16 protein-coding genes are annotated in these 15,236 nt (G+C 61.5%); 5 read left to right on the forward strand and 11 right to left on the reverse strand.

Annotated elements, in window-relative coordinates:
• Positions 1 to 113: 113 nt before the first annotated feature.
• The 3 genes from ASE71_RS08635 to ASE71_RS08645 all read left to right on the forward strand — a co-directional run bounded on the left by ASE71_RS08635 (position 114) and on the right by ASE71_RS08645 (position 2,367).
• Positions 114 to 1,301 (forward strand): DUF418 domain-containing protein, encoded by a 1,188-nt coding sequence (locus ASE71_RS08635; RefSeq protein WP_060516897.1) that lies wholly within the window; start codon positions 114 to 116, stop codon positions 1,299 to 1,301.
• A 152-nt stretch (positions 1,302 to 1,453) separates the two neighbouring features.
• On the forward strand, positions 1,454 to 1,723 hold the full coding sequence (locus ASE71_RS08640) for an autorepressor SdpR family transcription factor (protein ID WP_197067148.1): 270 nt from the start codon (positions 1,454 to 1,456) through the stop codon (positions 1,721 to 1,723).
• Positions 1,720 to 2,367, forward strand: coding sequence for an SdpI family protein (locus tag ASE71_RS08645; protein ID WP_060516895.1), 648 nt, complete (start codon positions 1,720 to 1,722; stop codon positions 2,365 to 2,367). The genes ASE71_RS08640 and ASE71_RS08645 overlap by 4 nt, the downstream gene beginning before the upstream one ends.
• 94 nt (positions 2,368 to 2,461) lie before the next feature.
• Here ASE71_RS08645 and ASE71_RS08650 read toward each other — a convergent pair whose 3' ends face one another.
• The 6 genes from ASE71_RS08650 to ASE71_RS08675 form a co-directional block, all read right to left on the reverse strand.
• Entirely contained in the window at positions 2,462 to 4,099 is a 1,638-nt protein-coding gene (locus ASE71_RS08650) for a CTP synthase (protein ID WP_082566349.1), read from the reverse strand.
• Positions 4,100 to 4,237: 138 nt separating this feature from the next.
• Entirely contained in the window at positions 4,238 to 4,729 is a 492-nt protein-coding gene (gene secG / locus ASE71_RS08655) for a preprotein translocase subunit SecG (protein ID WP_034795875.1), read from the reverse strand.
• Between the two features lie 131 nt (positions 4,730 to 4,860).
• Positions 4,861 to 5,631, reverse strand: a complete 771-nt coding sequence (gene tpiA, locus ASE71_RS08660; protein WP_043617974.1) for a triose-phosphate isomerase — start codon at positions 5,629 to 5,631, stop codon at positions 4,861 to 4,863.
• A gap of 136 nt (positions 5,632 to 5,767) precedes the next feature.
• Positions 5,768 to 6,661 carry a class I SAM-dependent methyltransferase gene (locus tag ASE71_RS08665; RefSeq protein WP_060517390.1) on the reverse strand — a complete coding sequence of 298 codons (894 nt, stop codon included), beginning with the start codon at positions 6,659 to 6,661 and terminating at the stop codon, positions 5,768 to 5,770.
• Between the two features lie 60 nt (positions 6,662 to 6,721).
• Positions 6,722 to 7,207 (reverse strand): GNAT family N-acetyltransferase, encoded by a 486-nt coding sequence (locus ASE71_RS08670; RefSeq protein WP_060516887.1) that lies wholly within the window; start codon positions 7,205 to 7,207, stop codon positions 6,722 to 6,724.
• Positions 7,208 to 7,391: 184 nt separating this feature from the next.
• On the reverse strand, positions 7,392 to 7,871 hold the full coding sequence (locus tag ASE71_RS08675; protein ID WP_060539243.1) for a hypothetical protein: 480 nt from the start codon (positions 7,869 to 7,871) through the stop codon (positions 7,392 to 7,394).
• Between the two features lie 193 nt (positions 7,872 to 8,064).
• Between ASE71_RS08675 and ASE71_RS08680 the strand changes: the two genes are divergently transcribed.
• Positions 8,065 to 8,685, forward strand: coding sequence for a cytochrome b (locus ASE71_RS08680; protein WP_060517388.1), 621 nt, complete (start codon positions 8,065 to 8,067; stop codon positions 8,683 to 8,685).
• Complete coding sequence (locus tag ASE71_RS08685) at positions 8,682 to 9,281, forward strand: YceI family protein (RefSeq protein ID WP_060516885.1); 600 nt, start codon at positions 8,682 to 8,684, stop codon at positions 9,279 to 9,281. Before ASE71_RS08680 ends, ASE71_RS08685 begins: the two co-directional genes overlap by 4 nt.
• 36 nt (positions 9,282 to 9,317) lie before the next feature.
• Here ASE71_RS08685 and ASE71_RS08690 read toward each other — a convergent pair whose 3' ends face one another.
• The 5 genes from ASE71_RS08690 to ASE71_RS08710 form a co-directional block, all read right to left on the reverse strand.
• Positions 9,318 to 10,769: an aspartate aminotransferase family protein gene (locus ASE71_RS08690; protein WP_060516873.1), complete on the reverse strand. Its 1,452-nt coding sequence runs from the start codon at positions 10,767 to 10,769 to the stop codon at positions 9,318 to 9,320.
• Between the two features lie 11 nt (positions 10,770 to 10,780).
• A complete protein-coding gene (locus tag ASE71_RS08695) occupies positions 10,781 to 11,791 on the reverse strand; it encodes an NAD-dependent epimerase/dehydratase family protein (RefSeq protein WP_060516871.1) in 1,011 nt (336 codons plus the stop codon).
• Positions 11,788 to 12,228, reverse strand: coding sequence for an EamA family transporter (locus ASE71_RS08700; RefSeq protein WP_060516869.1), 441 nt, complete (start codon positions 12,226 to 12,228; stop codon positions 11,788 to 11,790). Before ASE71_RS08700 ends, ASE71_RS08695 begins: the two co-directional genes overlap by 4 nt.
• Positions 12,229 to 12,321: 93 nt before the next feature.
• On the reverse strand, positions 12,322 to 13,644 hold the full coding sequence (locus ASE71_RS08705) for an FAD-binding oxidoreductase (RefSeq protein ID WP_060516867.1): 1,323 nt from the start codon (positions 13,642 to 13,644) through the stop codon (positions 12,322 to 12,324).
• A complete protein-coding gene (locus ASE71_RS08710) occupies positions 13,641 to 15,083 on the reverse strand; it encodes a UbiA family prenyltransferase (RefSeq protein ID WP_060517386.1) in 1,443 nt (480 codons plus the stop codon). The genes ASE71_RS08705 and ASE71_RS08710 overlap by 4 nt, the downstream gene beginning before the upstream one ends.
• Positions 15,084 to 15,236: the final 153 nt, after the last annotated feature.

Genomic DNA, 15,236 nt, shown 5'->3' on the forward strand with positions numbered 1-15,236 from the left:
TCGCGCGCACCAAGATCGGCGGCGATCAGGTCATGGTCGCTGCCTCATGAAAGCAAACTTTTTCAATCGGTTACGGCGCAAATTTATAGCGCCTCCCGTAACGGAGAACACGAATGAGTACCCCAGACCGCATCGACGACGTCGATGCATTGCGCGGCTTTGCGTTGCTCGGCATCCTCCTTGTCAACATCATGGCCTTCGCCTCCGCCTTCTACGGGCTGGAAATTTCCGACCCCGCCTTCGGCGGCATCCTCGATCGCAGCGTGCATTTCGTGATCGCCCTGTTCTTCGAAATGAAATTCTACCTGCTCTTCTCGTTCCTGTTCGGCTACAGCTTCACCCTGCAGATGCGTTCGGCGGAAAAATCCGGCGAGGCCTTCGTTCCCAGGCTCCTGCGCCGACAGATGGGCCTCTGGCTGATCGGGCTTGCCCATGCGGTCCTGCTTTTCCATGGCGATATTCTCACCACCTACGCGGTGCTTGGCATCGTCCTCCTGATGCTCAGAAACCGCAGCGATGGGGCCCTCTTCCGCCTGGCGAAATGGCTCGTCCTTATCCTTGCAGTGGTCTGGGGCACACTCGGCATCCTCATCACGCTGGATCCGGTACCGCTCGATCGGTCTGCCATTCTTTCCGCCGCGGAGGCGGCCGAGCTTGCCTTCCAAGGCGACTGGCAAGCCGTCATCGGTCAGCACCTGACGGAGCTCAACTCGGTCTGGATCATCCTCGTCCTGCTGCAAGCGCCGTGCGCGCTGGCGATGTTCCTGCTCGGCCTGATCGCCGGGCGTCGCAAGACCTTGGCGCGGCCGGAGGAGAACACGGCGTTGTTCCAGCGCCTCGTTCGTACCGGTCTCTGGATCGGCCTGCCTGGCGCCGTCATCTATGCCTATGTCAGCGTCGAGATGCCCGAATCGCCAATCGCGGTCATCGCGCTTTCGATCGGGCTCGCCACCGGCCCGCTTCTCACCGGCGCCTATGTCGGCGCCATGATGCTGCTCTTCGGATCCGAAACCGGCCACAGCCTGCGCAACCTGCTGGCGCCTGCCGGCCGCATGGCGTTGTCCAACTATCTGCTGCAGTCGCTGATCGCGGCGCTGATCTTCCATGGTCACGGCCTTGGTCTCATCGGCCAGGTCGCGCCTTTGGCAAGCGTGCTGATCGCGCTTGCGATCTTTGCCGCCCAGCTCTTCATCAGCCACTGGTGGATGGCCCGTTTCGCCTATGGCCCGCTCGAATGGATCCTGCGCTTCATCACCATCGGCCGCGTGCCGCAGTGGCGCCGCCCGGCGGAGGCGCGCTGACGGACACCAGCCAATTCCCGCAACCAATGCTGCCCGGCGCCTTCGGCGCTGGGCATTTTCGCTTCCTGGCTTGAGACGCAGTTCGGCACTATTTCGCTTTGACTCTAATTAGATGTTTGTCTAAATATAGAGACAACAAGCGAGCGGAGACGATGCGGATCAACAGGGTTTTCGAAGCGCTTTCTCATCCCGTGCGGCGGCAGATCCTGGCACTGTTGAAGGCCGGGCCGATGAGCGCCGGCGAACTCGCCGAGCATTTCGACCTGACCAAGCCGACGCTTTCCGTGCATTTCAACAAGCTGCGCGAGGCAGAACTCGTCGCGGTCGAGCGGCGCGGCACGAGCCTCATCTACCACCTCAACATGTCCATTCTCGAAGAGGCGCTCGGCGGTCTCCTCAGCACAAGGGATCAAGCACCATGACCTTGCTTTTGCGTTCCCCGATCGCGCTGGTCGCTGGCGGCATACTTTTTTCCGCGACGCTCGTCGGCTATCTCGCAATCCCCGCCGAAGCGCTGCTTCCGATCCATTGGGGTGTTGACGGCACGGCCGATGCCTTCTGGCCGCGCGACCGGGCGCTGGCGCTGGCGCCTGTGGCGGTCGCCGTGCTTGCCGCATTCTCGTTCGCCGTCGGTCGGATCGCACCACAGGCCGAGCTTCAGGCGGGCCGGCATATCGCCGAAGTCACCCTCCCCGCGATCCTCGCGCTCTTTGCCGCCATTCAAACTGTGATCGTGCTGATCGGGCTTGGCGTCGACCTCTCGATGACGCGCGTGATCGCCTTCGGCCTCGGACTTCTGTCGATCGTCGTCGGCAACGTCCTGCCGAAATCGCAGCCGAACGGCCTTGCCGGCATTCGGCTACCGTGGACGCTCGCCGATAACGCCAACTGGCGGGCAACGCACCGGCTTGCGGGCCTGCTGATGGTCTGCGCCGGTATCACCCTGGCGCTGCTGGCCCTCGTCATGAGCACCGGTCCAGCGCTTGCCGCAGCGACGATCGCCGCGCTGCTGCTGCCGGTCGCAATTGCAACGCTCTATAGCTACCACATCGCCCGTCGCAGTTAGTGGCTCCAGGCGTCGCAGCTCGGCCGCAGCGCAACGGCAGAAATGAAAAAGGCCGGTCTTGCGACCGGCCTTTTGCTTGTCTTTCCTGTGCGCCTCAAACGAGACGCGACTGTTCCAGTGCAGCTTCGATGAAGCTTGCAAACAGCGGATGCGGATCGAGCGGACGCGACTTCAGTTCCGGGTGGTACTGAACGCCGATGAACCACGGATGATCCGGATACTCGACCGTCTCCGGCAGGATGCCGTCCGGCGACATGCCCGAAAACACCAGACCGCAGGACTCAAGCCGATCCTTGTAGTCAACGTTGACTTCGTAGCGGTGGCGGTGACGCTCAAAGATCTCGGTCGAACCGTAGATCTCGGCAATCTTGGTGTCGGCCTTCAACGATGCGCGATAGGCGCCAAGCCGCATCGTGCCACCGAGATCACCCGATGCGGAACGCTTCTCGAGTTCGTTGCCCTTCACCCACTCGGTCATCAGACCAACGACCGGTTCCTTGGTCGGACCGAACTCGGTGGAGGACGCCTTCTCGATGCCGGCGAGGTTGCGGGCAGCTTCAACGACAGCCATCTGCATGCCGAAGCAGATGCCGAAATACGGCACCTTGCGTTCGCGGGCAAAGCGCGCCGCGTTGATCTTGCCCTCGGAACCGCGTTCGCCGAAACCGCCGGGAACGAGGATGCCGTGTACCTTTTCAAGGTAGGGCGCTGCGTCTTCCTTCTCGAAGACTTCCGATTCGATCCACTCGAGCTTGACCTTCACCCGGTTGGCGATGCCACCATGGTAAAGCGCTTCGATCAGCGATTTGTAGGCATCCTTGAGGCCGGTGTACTTGCCGACGATCGCGATCGTGACTTCGCCTTCCGGCGTGCGGATGCGATCGGCAACCCGTTCCCAGGCGTCCATGCGCGGCTTCGGCGCCGGCTCGATGCCGAAGGCTGCCAGCACTTCGTTGTCGAGGCCTTCCTTGTGGTAGGCGATCGGAACGTCGTAGATCGAGGCAACGTCCAGCGCCTGGATGACTGCCGACTGGCGGACGTTACAGAAGAGCGAGAGCTTGCGACGCTCGGCCTCCGGAATTTCGCGGTCCGCACGAACGAGGAGGATATCAGGGTGGATGCCGAGTGCCTGCAGTTCCTTGACGGAATGCTGCGTCGGCTTGGTCTTCAGTTCGCCGGCTGCCGGGATATAGGGCATCAGAGTGAGATGGACGTAGACGGCGGTGCCACGCGGCAGGTCGTTGCCGAGCTGGCGGATCGCCTCCATGAACGGCATCGCTTCGATGTCGCCGACGGTGCCGCCGATTTCGCACAGCACGAAGTCGTAGTCGTCGTTGCCTTCGGTAACGAAGTTCTTGATTTCGTTGGTAACGTGCGGGATCACCTGAACGGTTGCGCCGAGATAGTCGCCGCGACGTTCCTTGTCGATGATGTTCTTATAGATCCGGCCCGTGGTGATGTTGTCGGTCTTCGTCGCCGAACGCCCTGTGAAGCGTTCATAGTGGCCGAGATCGAGATCGGTCTCCGCGCCATCGTCGGTTACGAAAACCTCACCGTGCTGGGTCGGGCTCATGGTGCCCGGGTCAACGTTGAGATAGGGGTCGAGCTTGCGCAGTCTCACCCGGTAGCCACGCGCCTGCAGCAGTGCTCCGAGAGCCGCTGCAGCGATGCCTTTTCCGAGGGAGGAAACCACGCCGCCTGTGATGAATACATATCGCGCCATGGGAGTCACCGGATACCTTTTAACAAATGATTCCGCCACCGAAAAATTCATGTTCCAGAACTTTTCGTCTCGGGATGGAGGCAGATTTCACACAAAACAAAACCGGCGGATGAAACATCCGCCGGCGGGTTCTTCAGAATTGCGACCTTATTGGCCGCTGGGAACTTGCGATCCCGTATTGCTGTTGGCGCCAGCGGCGGGCGCCGGGGTCGTTGCGCCGCCGGCCGGGGCTTCGCCCGTCGTTGCCGGTGCGGTCGTCGAGGGAACGCCATTGTCGGCCGGAGCGGCGTTGCCGGTTGCCGGCTGCTGTCCAGTCGCACCGCCAGCCGGAGCCGGAGCGCCACCACCGAGCGAATTGAGAACGCCACCGCCGTTCGAGCTGGTGCCCGGGATACGGTCGAGGATGTCGGTCGCCTGCGGCTGGTAACGCGCGAGAATGCCCATGCCGAGCGCCAGGACGAAGAAGAGCGCGGCAAGGATCGCCGTCGTGCGGGTCAGCGCATTGGCCGTGCCGCGCGCGGACATGAAGCCCGAGCCGCCGCCGATGCCCAGGCCACCGCCTTCGGAACGCTGAATGAGTACGACGCCGATCAGGGCGACGACGACCATGAGATAGATGACGAGTAGTACGGTCTGCATCAGCTTCCAGTCCTGCCCTTGGGGCACACGAATCAAACCCTGCGCAAACTCGGCATGGCCGGGCGCAATTTTCGCGCCTCTTTATACCATGCCGTGCGCCATTCCAAGCCCCTGCCCGGTAACCCGGGCGATCAGGCCGTCAATTCTTCATAAGCCCGGTAGATGGCGAGGAAGTCTTCGGCTTTCAAGCTTGCACCACCGATCAGTGCGCCGTCGACATTGGCAACGCCCATCAATTCCTTCGCATTGGACGGCTTCACCGAGCCGCCATAGAGGATGCGCATCTTGGCGCCGGCGTCGGCAAAGCGTGCGACCAGCTCCTTGCGCATGAAGGCGTGGGCTTCCTCGACGTCCGTAGCCGTCGGCGTCAAGCCGGTGCCAATCGCCCAGACGGGCTCATAGGCAATCACGGTGTTTTCCGCGGTTGCTGCATCCGGCAGGCTTTCGGCCAGCTGACGCTTCAAAACATCGAGCGTCTTGCCGGCCTTGCGCTCATCACCGGTCTCGCCGATGCAGACGATCGCGACGAGTTCGGCCGAATGGGCCGCTTCCGTCTTTGCGCGTACCAGCGCATCGCTTTCGGCATGATCGGTGCGGCGCTCGGAATGGCCGACAATGACGTGGGTGCCGAAGCAATCGGCGATCATCTCGGCGGAAAGGTCGCCGGTGTGGGCGCCCGACTGCTTCTGGTGGCAGTCCTGCGCGCCGATCAGCAGCGGGCTGTCGTCGCAAAGCGCCGTCGCCACGTAGAGCAACGTTGCCGGCGGGCAGATCAACGTTTCGACCTTGGCGGAAAGTTCGCCCTTGACCCCTTCGGCCATCGCCTTGATCTGATCGAGCGAAGCGCGGGTTCCGTTCATCTTCCAGTTGCCGGCGACGAGCGGGCGGATATCGGGCGTCATGCTATTTCCTCCGGGTACTTTTCTCCGGAAGCGGCCTAGCAAATGCAGCCGGCAAATAAAAGCACCACCGGCGATTATTCATGGGCCGCGGGGCCGGTTGCCCTGCCCCGCCGTCAGGCGTTGCGCGTCGCCAGCATCATGACGAAGGACGCCCTGCCTTCTCGCGATATTCCGCCGTCGATCCGACCTTTGCGGCCACAATCGCATACATCAGCGGCAGGCTCGGCATGGTCGCCGGCGGCGCCATGCGCCCGCCGCCAAGGTCGCGCATGCCTTCAAACGCCACCCAGCCGTTGGCATAGGGGTATTCCTTCAGGACTTCCATCCGGAGCCCGGCGTCGATCAGTGCCTGCACAACATCGGCGATACCCCAGTTGAACTCGAAGGACGGGTGCGGATTGGTGAATCCCACCACGCCCTCCTGATAGCCTCCATGGGCAAGGCCTGCGCCCGAGTCGGCGACATAGTCACCGACGCCCGCTTCCGCGACCGGGTCTTTGGGCGCGTAGTCGTAGTGTGGCTTCCAGCCCTGATCGAAAACCATCGCAAAGGGATGGAATTCAACGAAGGCGAAACGCCCGCCGGGCTTCAGCACATCGGCAATGCCACGCGCCCAGACACCGAGGTCCGATAGCCAGCAAATGGTACCATAGGAAGCAAAGACGCGATCGAACCGGCGGCCGGCCTTGCGGGCGTCGTCGAACCAGCCGAACAGGTCGGACCGCTCGAAGGCGGCTGCGATGCCGCTTTCCGCCGAAAGCCCTGTGGCAAAGGCGATCGCCTCGTCCGAGATATCGACGCCGGTCACGTTCGCGCCGCGCCGCGCCAGGCTCAGGCTATCCTGGCCGGAATTGCATTGCAGATGGAGGACGTCGAGACCAGCGATATCGCCCAGCAACTCGATCTCTTCCGGATAGAGCGTGGAGCCGCCGGCGCGGAAGAAAGCGGCCTGGTCGCCCTTGTGACTGTTGTGCGCGACGGTCGCGGCATTCCACGAGAGGCGATTGGCCTCGTGAAGATCTATACTCATGTTCCAACTCTTGAACATCTGGGAGAGACACGGGAGGTTTTTCCCCGTATCCCGGCGCCCTTAGAATTTCAGCACAGCCTCAAGCTCGTCATCATAGTACTCGCCCGTCGGCTTGAAGCCGAGGCCTTGGTAAAAGCCCTCGGGGCTGCCAGGGCCCTGTCCGTAACTCGTGTAGAGTTCATGCAGGCCCCGCGCCTTCAGATCGCGCAAGACAAGGGCAATCGCCTGCTTGCCATACCCTTTGCCCTGGAAAGGTCGGGCGATCATGAAGCGCCAGAGATAGACACCCGGGCAATCGATGCCGTCATCCCAGTCGGATCCTTCGTGCAGCATGATGAAGCCAATGAGCGTCTCATCGGCATAGACCGCACGGAACCAGGCATTCTCGGAAAAATGCGCCTCGGCGATCGAGGTGCCGTTGTCCGCCACCATGTTGCGCTGTTCGTCGCTCAGCGTCTCGCTGAGTTCGCAGACGTCGCAGACGGTCAAGGCTGATATGCGCCGAAGGGTAATTTCGGCATCTGATGGCAATACGGTTTCACTCATGGGAAACTCCTTAGAAAAATCAAAATGTTAAAAAAGGGCCCGAACCAGAACGGCGGACCTCGAATCACCCGTTAAAGGGGCAATCGGCGGATAAAATGAAATCATGGCGAGAAAACGCCAAAGTCAGAACTGCCGGTATCTCGCCAGATTCCGGCACCGCTGTTACTAGGCTATACGCCCGCCTTCACTTCGGGCGGCCGGCCGTCGGCTGATTGCCCCCGTTCTCCAAGCCGGCGATCGCCGCGTGAACGTCGGCTTCAGCATCCTCGTCGAACTGCTCGAAGATCGCGTCGCCGATCAGGGCGTGAACCTCGCGGAGATAGGGTGCTGCCGCCTCGCCTTCGCCGAGCGCCAGATAAGCGCGCGCGATCGAAAGCGACGAAAGCGGCTGGCGCCGCGCGAGCGTCCACTCACGGGCAAGCAGGGAGACGGCAATGCTCTCCCGATGGTGCCCGGCATCGCAAAGGGCGGCGCCGTAGCCGCTCTTGACCCAATAATACATGTCCGTAAAAGCGAGGTGGACATCGGCTATGTTGGATGCCAGACGCCAGGCGTCGACCGCTTCGCCATAGTTGCCTTCGGTTCCAAGCCGGATGCCCGCGCGGCCGTGTTCGTAGGCTTCCCGCTCGTGCGGGTTCATTGGTGTCGTTTTCTTCTTTGTCATGTACGCCAGTCCACATGCTCCCAGGAACAACCCCTCCGTGTCCCCTCCACCAGCAAATGGACCATAGCTTGCCGAGATCAACAAGATCTCAGTGCAATTTTATGGTATTCTAGGCGAATAAAAGCACGAACTCATGAGTCTTACCGCAGTCGCCGAGCCAATAGCGGCCGGGCGAGCGACCATGGGGTCGAACATGCTGCGCAACGACAAAGCCGGTTTTGGGTGGATCACCATCGTCCTTCACTGGGCGATTGCGGCATTGATCCTCACCCTACTCGGCCTCGGCTTCATCATGCGGCGAACGCCCGTCGATCCGGCGCTGCAGTTTTCGCTTTACCAATGGCACAAGTCGCTCGGTTTCACCGCACTCGGTCTGGCGACAATCCGCGCGCTCTGGCACCTGGTCGAGGTTCGTCCGCGTCCGCCGGCCGGCCTCAACGCGCTCGAGCGCCGTGCAGCCAGCGCCACCCATGTGGTGCTCATCCTCCTCGCGCTCGCCGTTCCGCTTGCCGGCTGGGCGGTGGCCTCGACATCGACGCTGAACATACCGAGCTTCTATTTCAACTGGATCGTCATCCCCCACCTGCCGATGGCGAAATCGGAAGCGGCCGAAGACCTCTGGACGCTCGTCCATATGACGCTCGCCTATCTCCTGCTCTGCTTCGTCGCGCTTCACGTCCTGGCCGCCCTCTACCATCACTTCGCACGCCGCGACGACGTCCTCGTCCGCATGCTTCAGACCGGATCACGCCAACGCGCTTCCTCCCAAGCGGCTGGTTCGGATCCGGTTATCGCCGGAAGGAAGAAACCATGACACTGCACTCGCAATCACCAACAAAGGCCATTGCCTTCACGCTGCTGCTGGCGCTCGGGAGCATTCCGTCGCCCGCCACGGCAGCCGCGCCGGACCTTGCCGATGCTGCCGGCAACTACGGGATCACGCCGGCTTCGCGTATCCATTTCACCGTTGCGCAAGCGGGCGGCGGCGGCATTGTCGGCGATTTCGCCAAGTTTTCCGGCAATTTCCGCATCGACCGAAATGATGTCGGCCATTCGACGGTCGAATTCACGCTTTACCCGGAGAGCGTGAAAACCGGAGAAAAGCGGATCGAGGACTTCCTGAAGTCGAGCGCCGTCTTCGATACCGCAAACTTCAGCACCGTCACATTCCATTCGACGACCGTGAAACAGACCGGACCGGACACGGCCGCGGTCGAGGGAACGCTGACGGCGCGCGGCACGTCGCGAAAGGAGCGCTTCTCGGTAACGCTGCTTGACTGGAACCGCGGCTCGATCGCCTTCAACATCCGCGGCAATATCCACCGATCACCCTACGGCATGGATGTCGGCACGCCGATCTATTCCAACGTCGTCGAGTTCGACATGAACATCAAAGGGCAGAGGCGCTGAACGCCCCTGCCCTTTGCAAGTCGATAGGCTTCTCGATCAACCGATCTGGCTGCCGACGAAATCCTTGACGATCCGCACGATGCCGCGGCCGAGCAGGTCGTCGAGGGCGGCGATGAACTGGTCGACATGAGCGCGCTCGCAGATCAGCGGCGGTTCGAGCCGGATGACGTTGCGATTGTATTCGGTGAAGGCCACCAGCACGTCGTAGTCACGCAGGAGCAGCGCGCCGATGAAGCCGGAGAGCGAGCCTTTGAGCTTGTCGTCGAGCATCGAGACAACAGGACGCAGCACCATAGGCAGCGTCTGGCTGAAGTCCTGGAATTCCAGGCCGACCATCAAGCCCTTGCCGCGGACGTCCTTGATGATCTTCGGATACTTCTCTTTCAGCGCCTGCAGACGCTCGAGCAGATAGTCGCCGCTGTCGGCGGCGCGGTCGATCAGGTGCTCGTCGTAAAGCACATTGATGCCTTCAATCGCCGTGACGCAGGCCTCGCCCATGCCGCCGAACGTGGCCATCGCATGGATCATGGCGGTCTTCGGCGTGCCGTAAGCCTTCATGTAGACCTCACGGCGGGCAATCATCGCGCCGACGGCGGCCTTGCCGGCGCCGAGCGACTTGGCGAGCGCCGTCACGTCAGGCACGACGCCGTAATGCTCGAAGGCATAGAAGCGGCCGGAGCGGCCATAGCCGCACTGCACTTCGTCGGCGACCCAGAGCACGCCGTATTTGTCGCAGAGCGCACGCAGCTTCTGCCAGTACTCCGCCGGTGCCTGGATGATGCCGCCGCCGCCCTGAATGGTTTCGAGCACGATGACGCCGATTTCCGGGTCGGACTTGAAGGCATTCTCCACCGCGTCGATATCGGCAAAGGGCACGCGCACTGTGTTGTCCGTGATCTTGAAGTCGGCGCGGTAAAGCTGGCCATCGGTGATGGCGAGCACGCCCTTGGTCTTGCCGTGGAAGGAATTCTCCGCATAGACGACCTTCGGCCGCTTCAGGCCGGCGGCACGTTCGGCAAGCTTGACGGCAGCCTCCATGGCCTCCGAACCGGAAGAGCCGAGGAACACCATGTCGAGATCACCCGGTGAGCAGGCCGCGATGTTCTTCGCCAGCGCCGCCGCATATTGCGACATGAAGGCGATCGCGATCTCGTGGCGCTTTTCGTCCTGGAATTTCTGTCGGGCTCCCAGAATGCGCGGATGGTTGTGGCCGAAGGCGAGCGAGCCGAATCCGCCGAAGAAATCGAGGATCTGGCGGCCATTCTGGTCGGTGTAGAACATACCCTCGGCGCTCTCGATCTTCACCTTGTGGAAACCGAGCAGCTTCATGAAGTGGAGCTGGCCCGGGTTCAGGTGTTCCTTGAACGCGGAGGTGATGTCGCCGATCGACATGGCTTTCGCCTGTTCGACGGTGATGAGATCGGGCTTGGCGACGCCACCGTCGAGCGACGGCGCGGCAACGGCGATACGGTTCGGTCTGTCCAGCATGATCTTTCCCCTCATTCGGCCGGCACGGCGGCAGCTGCAGGAACTGCGGCGCCCATCTTCTTGGCCCGATATTCGTCATAGGCGGCAATCAGCATGTCGCCATCGTTGTATTCCGCGCGCCAGCCAAGCTCGCGCTTCAGCTTGCCGGTTTCGCGCACGCACATTTCGTCGGCGATCAGGTACTGTTCCGGGTCCATGATCGGCTTGTTGATCAGGTCGAAGAAAGCCAGCGTCTGCTTGACCGCTAAGGCCGGCGTCGGCAGCAGGAACGACTTCGAGCCGGCATGCTTGATCAGGTTGCCGAGCAGGTCGCGCACGGACGGCGGATTGTCGGAGCCGAGGTTGTAGGCTTCGTTCGGCACGCCGCCCTTCCAGGCAAGGCGCGCAGCTTCGGCGCAATCGAAGACCGAGATGAACTGGTAGGGCACCTTGCCCGAGCCGATCATCGGCACCGGCAGGTTCAGGTCGATCAGCTTGAACAATTTCTCGAGGATGCCGAGACGGCCGGGACCGATGATCAGGCGCGGGCGGAAGATCGAAATGTTCATGCCCTGCTTGCGCCACTGCATGGCCAGCTGCTCGGTTGCCCATTTCGACTTGCCATATTCGCCGAGCGGCTTTGCCGGATGGGTCTCGGTTTGCGGCGACTGGACGGTGTGGCCATAGATCATGTCGGTGGTGAACTGCACCAGGCGTGATGCGTCGGCGGCATCCATCGCCTTCATGATGTTTTCGGCACCGTAATAATTGACGGGCCAGAAGAACTCCCAGCGCTTGGCGCGGACCTGCAACGGTGACAGCATCTTCGCCGCCATGTTGTAGATCATGTCGTCGGCGCCGATGCCGACCTTTTGGACGGCTTCCAGATCGGTGACGTCGCAATGGACGAAGCGGACGCGGCCGTAGTGCGGCAGGTCGGACTTGACGATATCGGCGACAACGACGTCCTCGCCTTCCTTGACGAGGCGTTCCGCCAAATGACGGCCAACGAAGCCGTCGCCACCAAAGATGATGTGTTTCATGACTTGCTCCCGAATTCTGCGGTGCTCACCCCGGCGGCATCAGCCGTTTTCTCGTCGGCGCTGGATGAGATGCCCGACTGGGCGATAAGAACGGTTCCGGCGCAGATCAGCGCGATGCCGGCGATACGCCAGGCATTGAGGTCTTCGCGAAAGACGAAATAGGCGAAGACAGCAACGAGAACGTAAGCGAGGCTCAGGAACGGATAGGCAAAGGAAAGCTCGACCTTCGACAGCACATAAAGATGCGACGCCATCGAGATGACGAAGGTCGCAAGACCGGCAAAGACCCATGGGTTGAAGACGATCTGAAACAGCCGGACGATCGCGGTTTCGGCAGTCATCGAAATCGGTCCGAGCGTCATCATGCCCTGCTTCAGCATCAGCTGAGCGGCGGCGTTGGTGAGCACGGTAAAGAGAATGAATGGAATATATTTCATAGTTTTACTCCCAGTCCCGAAACTCTACTTACGGGCAAGAGACGGATATTCCGTGAAGTTTGCGCATTTAATTGAATAAAATTGTCTGCATTCTCATTCTGGCAAAGCCAGAGCCGTGCGTTTCCAGAAGTTCGAAACCAGCGCAGGGTCGCGCAACGTTTCGATCTTTCTCCAGAAAGGAAAAGATTTTTCAAAGACTTGCGGGCTCATGCGGGCATCCTTGTACGGATTGATCGCACCGCCGGCCTCGATTACGATGCGATCGAGCGCATCGAGCAGCTTTACTGTCCGTTCACCTTGATTGGCGAAGTCCAGCGTCAAAGTAAAACCGGGACGCGGGAAGGACAGGATGCCCCGGGAGCCGATGTCGCCGAAACGCTTCAGGATCGTCAGAAACGACGCATGGCCGGCCTGGCGGGCGGTTTCCATGAGCTTGGCCGTGATCTCCGGTGCGTTTTCCGCGGGATAGACGCTCTGATGCTGGTAGAGCCCGCGCGGGCCATAGAGCCGGTTCCAGGCGCCGATCGCATCCAGCGGATAGAAATAGGACGTCCAGGGAACGGTCGTCACCGTCTCGCCCGGCTTCACCTTCCGGAAGTAATACTCGTTGAAGCCTTTGAGCGTTGCCTGGTTGAGGAGGTTGAACGGCGGCGAAAACGGCACGGACAGCTTTAATCCCTTGGGGATGTCGGGCAGTTCGCAGGAACCATCGGCATGATCACCGGCGAGCAGCACCCCCCTGCCCATTCGAGATCCCTTTGCGAGCTGGTCGATCCAGGCGACGGAGTATTCATGCTCGGCATCGACGCCGTCGACGAGGGCAAAATATTGGTCCAGGTTTTCGAAACGGATCGCGTGCTGCTGCACATGCGGCGACGGCACCTTCATCAACCGGATATCCACGGTGAGAATCAGCCCGGTCAGACCCATGCCGCCGATGGTCGCGGCGTAGAGTTCCGGGTTTTCGACCGGCGAGCAGGCCAGCCGTTCGCCGGTCGAGCGCAGCAGCGTGAAACGCGTCACGTGATTGCCGAAGGTGCCGCGCGCGTGATGGTTCTTGCCGTGCACGTCGTTGGCGACCGCGCCGCCGACGGTGACAAACGCCGTGCCAGGCGTCACCGGCAGGAAGAAGCGATACTCGATCGCCCGTTCCAGCACCTGGCGCAGCGTCACCCCCGCCTCGCAGGTCATCATGCCGGTGCCGGGATCGAAGGCGAGTATTCGGCCGTGAAGGTTGCTTTCGATCAGCGTACCGCGATCGTTGTGGCAGCTGTCGCCGTAGCTGCGTCCGTTGCCGAAAGGCAGATAGCCTTCGGCCTCAAGGCTGCCGAGCCGGTCTTCATAGTCGTCAGGCGAAATTCCAGGCCGCACGCGATTGTCGATGCGGCCCCAGCTTTCATGGTCTTGCAGGGTCATTGCGGCCCGATGGCTCCAAATAGGATCAGCAGCGCGCCGATCAGCATGGTCAGTTGGCTGCGCCAGTCGCGCATGATGAAGACGACCGGATCCTCATGCAGCATGCCGCGGCGTGCAAGCATCCAGATGCGCAGCAACATATAGAGCACCAGCGGGCAGAGTGGCCACAACGCCCAGGGCGTGGTGTACATCTCCTGCAGTTCCTTGCTGTGCACGTAGAGCGCCAGAACCAGGGCCGAGGTGAAGGCGGAGGCAACGCCGGCCTGGCCGACCATCTCGAAGTCGACAGCGAGATAGCCACGCCCCGGCACGTTGCCACCGTCCTTGTCCTCGAATTCGTGCAGCTCGACGTAACGCTTCACCAGCGCGAGGCTCAGGAAGAAGAAGATCGCAAAGGACACCAGCCAGAAGGACAGTTCCGTGCCGGTCGCGGCCGCACCAGCGACGATGCGTGTGGTGTAGAGGCCGGCGAGCGTGAACACGTCGACGAGCAGCTTGCGCTTCAGCACGAAGGTATAGGCCGTCGTCGCGCAGGCGTAGAAGGCGAGCACCCCGGCAAACTTCCAGGGCAACAGAAGGGTCAGCGCCACGGACGCGATGATGAGGCAGCCTGCAAGCACCAGCGCTGTCGGCACGGACATCTGGCCGCTCGCGAGCGGCCGGTAACGTTTCTTCGCATGGCGGCGATCGTTGGCAAGGTCCGAGAGATCGTTGATGACGTAGACGGCGGATGCGAGGAAGCTGAAGGCAAAGAAGGCGATGATGACGCTGACGATCGCATCGAAATGCAGCACCTCGTGGTTGAGGATCATCGGCACGCCGATGAGCACGTTTTTCGCCCATTGATGCACGCGGATCGACTTCAGCGGCGCAAGCACGCTGACCTTGCCGGTATCGAGCCGTTCGGCATCATGGGTGCGACGCCATTTTTCCGCGGCCGCATCGGGCGAGACCACGATCGCGCGGCGTGCCACCTCAAAGACGGCGATATCGTCACGGCTGTTGCCCATGTAGTCGAAGGCGCCGTCGCCGTACCGCTCTACCAGCGCCCGGCGCTTGTTGCTGCTCGTCAGGTTGAGCGCGTCGGTCGAATGCATGACCGAGGAGAACATGCCGACATGGGCGGCAATGTCTTTTGCGACGGACGGTGCTGCGCCGGTGACGAGCACGAGTTCTCGCCCGCTCTTCTTTTCCTCCATGAGCCGGTCGATGACGGCCTGCCGATAAGGCCAGTCTTCCGCACGGCGGCCGGATCTAAGGGCCACTTCGTGCTTCAGGCGTGCCTTACCTTTTGCCAGCCAGACCAGCATCGGAAACAGCATCAGCGGATTGCGCAGCAGGATGATCGCCGCCCCTTCCCACAGGGTGTCGGCGGCCAGCAAAGTGCCGTCAAGATCCACACACAGCGGAATGTGCCGTGTCTCGGTTCGCGCGTCCATGAAGTCCATCCCAGCCATAGTTGCCGGTATCATCACGACTTCAACTTTCCAGAGTGGAAACGTAGGCCTTGGTTTCGCTCGCAAATTGGCGGGCTGGTTAACAAATCCACAGCAGCAGGGCGACGCCTATCGCCTGTCGCGTGAACGAAGATT

Source organism: Ensifer sp. Root954 (genome assembly GCF_001429005.1).
Classification (GTDB): Bacteria; Pseudomonadota; Alphaproteobacteria; order Rhizobiales; family Rhizobiaceae; genus Ensifer; species Ensifer adhaerens.

Excerpts from the sequence above, each read along its gene's own strand:
- ASE71_RS08635 (WP_060516897.1), top strand. The coding sequence starts at position 114 with ATGAGTACCCCAGACCGCATCGACGACGTCGATGCATTGCGCGGCTTT.
- ASE71_RS08640 (WP_197067148.1), top strand. The coding sequence starts at position 1,454 with ATGCGGATCAACAGGGTTTTCGAAGCGCTTTCTCATCCCGTGCGGCGG.
- ASE71_RS08645 (WP_060516895.1), top strand. The coding sequence starts at position 1,720 with ATGACCTTGCTTTTGCGTTCCCCGATCGCGCTGGTCGCTGGCGGCATA.
- secG (WP_034795875.1), bottom strand. The coding sequence starts at position 4,729 with ATGCAGACCGTACTACTCGTCATCTATCTCATGGTCGTCGTCGCCCTG.
- tpiA (WP_043617974.1), bottom strand. The coding sequence starts at position 5,631 with ATGACGCCCGATATCCGCCCGCTCGTCGCCGGCAACTGGAAGATGAAC.
- ASE71_RS08665 (WP_060517390.1), bottom strand. The coding sequence starts at position 6,661 with ATGAGTATAGATCTTCACGAGGCCAATCGCCTCTCGTGGAATGCCGCG.
- ASE71_RS08670 (WP_060516887.1), bottom strand. The coding sequence starts at position 7,207 with ATGAGTGAAACCGTATTGCCATCAGATGCCGAAATTACCCTTCGGCGC.
- ASE71_RS08675 (WP_060539243.1), bottom strand. The coding sequence starts at position 7,871 with ATGACAAAGAAGAAAACGACACCAATGAACCCGCACGAGCGGGAAGCC.
- ASE71_RS08680 (WP_060517388.1), top strand. The coding sequence starts at position 8,065 with ATGCTGCGCAACGACAAAGCCGGTTTTGGGTGGATCACCATCGTCCTT.
- ASE71_RS08685 (WP_060516885.1), top strand. The coding sequence starts at position 8,682 with ATGACACTGCACTCGCAATCACCAACAAAGGCCATTGCCTTCACGCTG.
- ASE71_RS08690 (WP_060516873.1), bottom strand. The coding sequence starts at position 10,769 with ATGCTGGACAGACCGAACCGTATCGCCGTTGCCGCGCCGTCGCTCGAC.
- ASE71_RS08695 (WP_060516871.1), bottom strand. The coding sequence starts at position 11,791 with ATGAAACACATCATCTTTGGTGGCGACGGCTTCGTTGGCCGTCATTTG.
- ASE71_RS08700 (WP_060516869.1), bottom strand. The coding sequence starts at position 12,228 with ATGAAATATATTCCATTCATTCTCTTTACCGTGCTCACCAACGCCGCC.
- ASE71_RS08705 (WP_060516867.1), bottom strand. The coding sequence starts at position 13,644 with ATGACCCTGCAAGACCATGAAAGCTGGGGCCGCATCGACAATCGCGTG.
- ASE71_RS08710 (WP_060517386.1), bottom strand. The coding sequence starts at position 15,083 with ATGGACGCGCGAACCGAGACACGGCACATTCCGCTGTGTGTGGATCTT.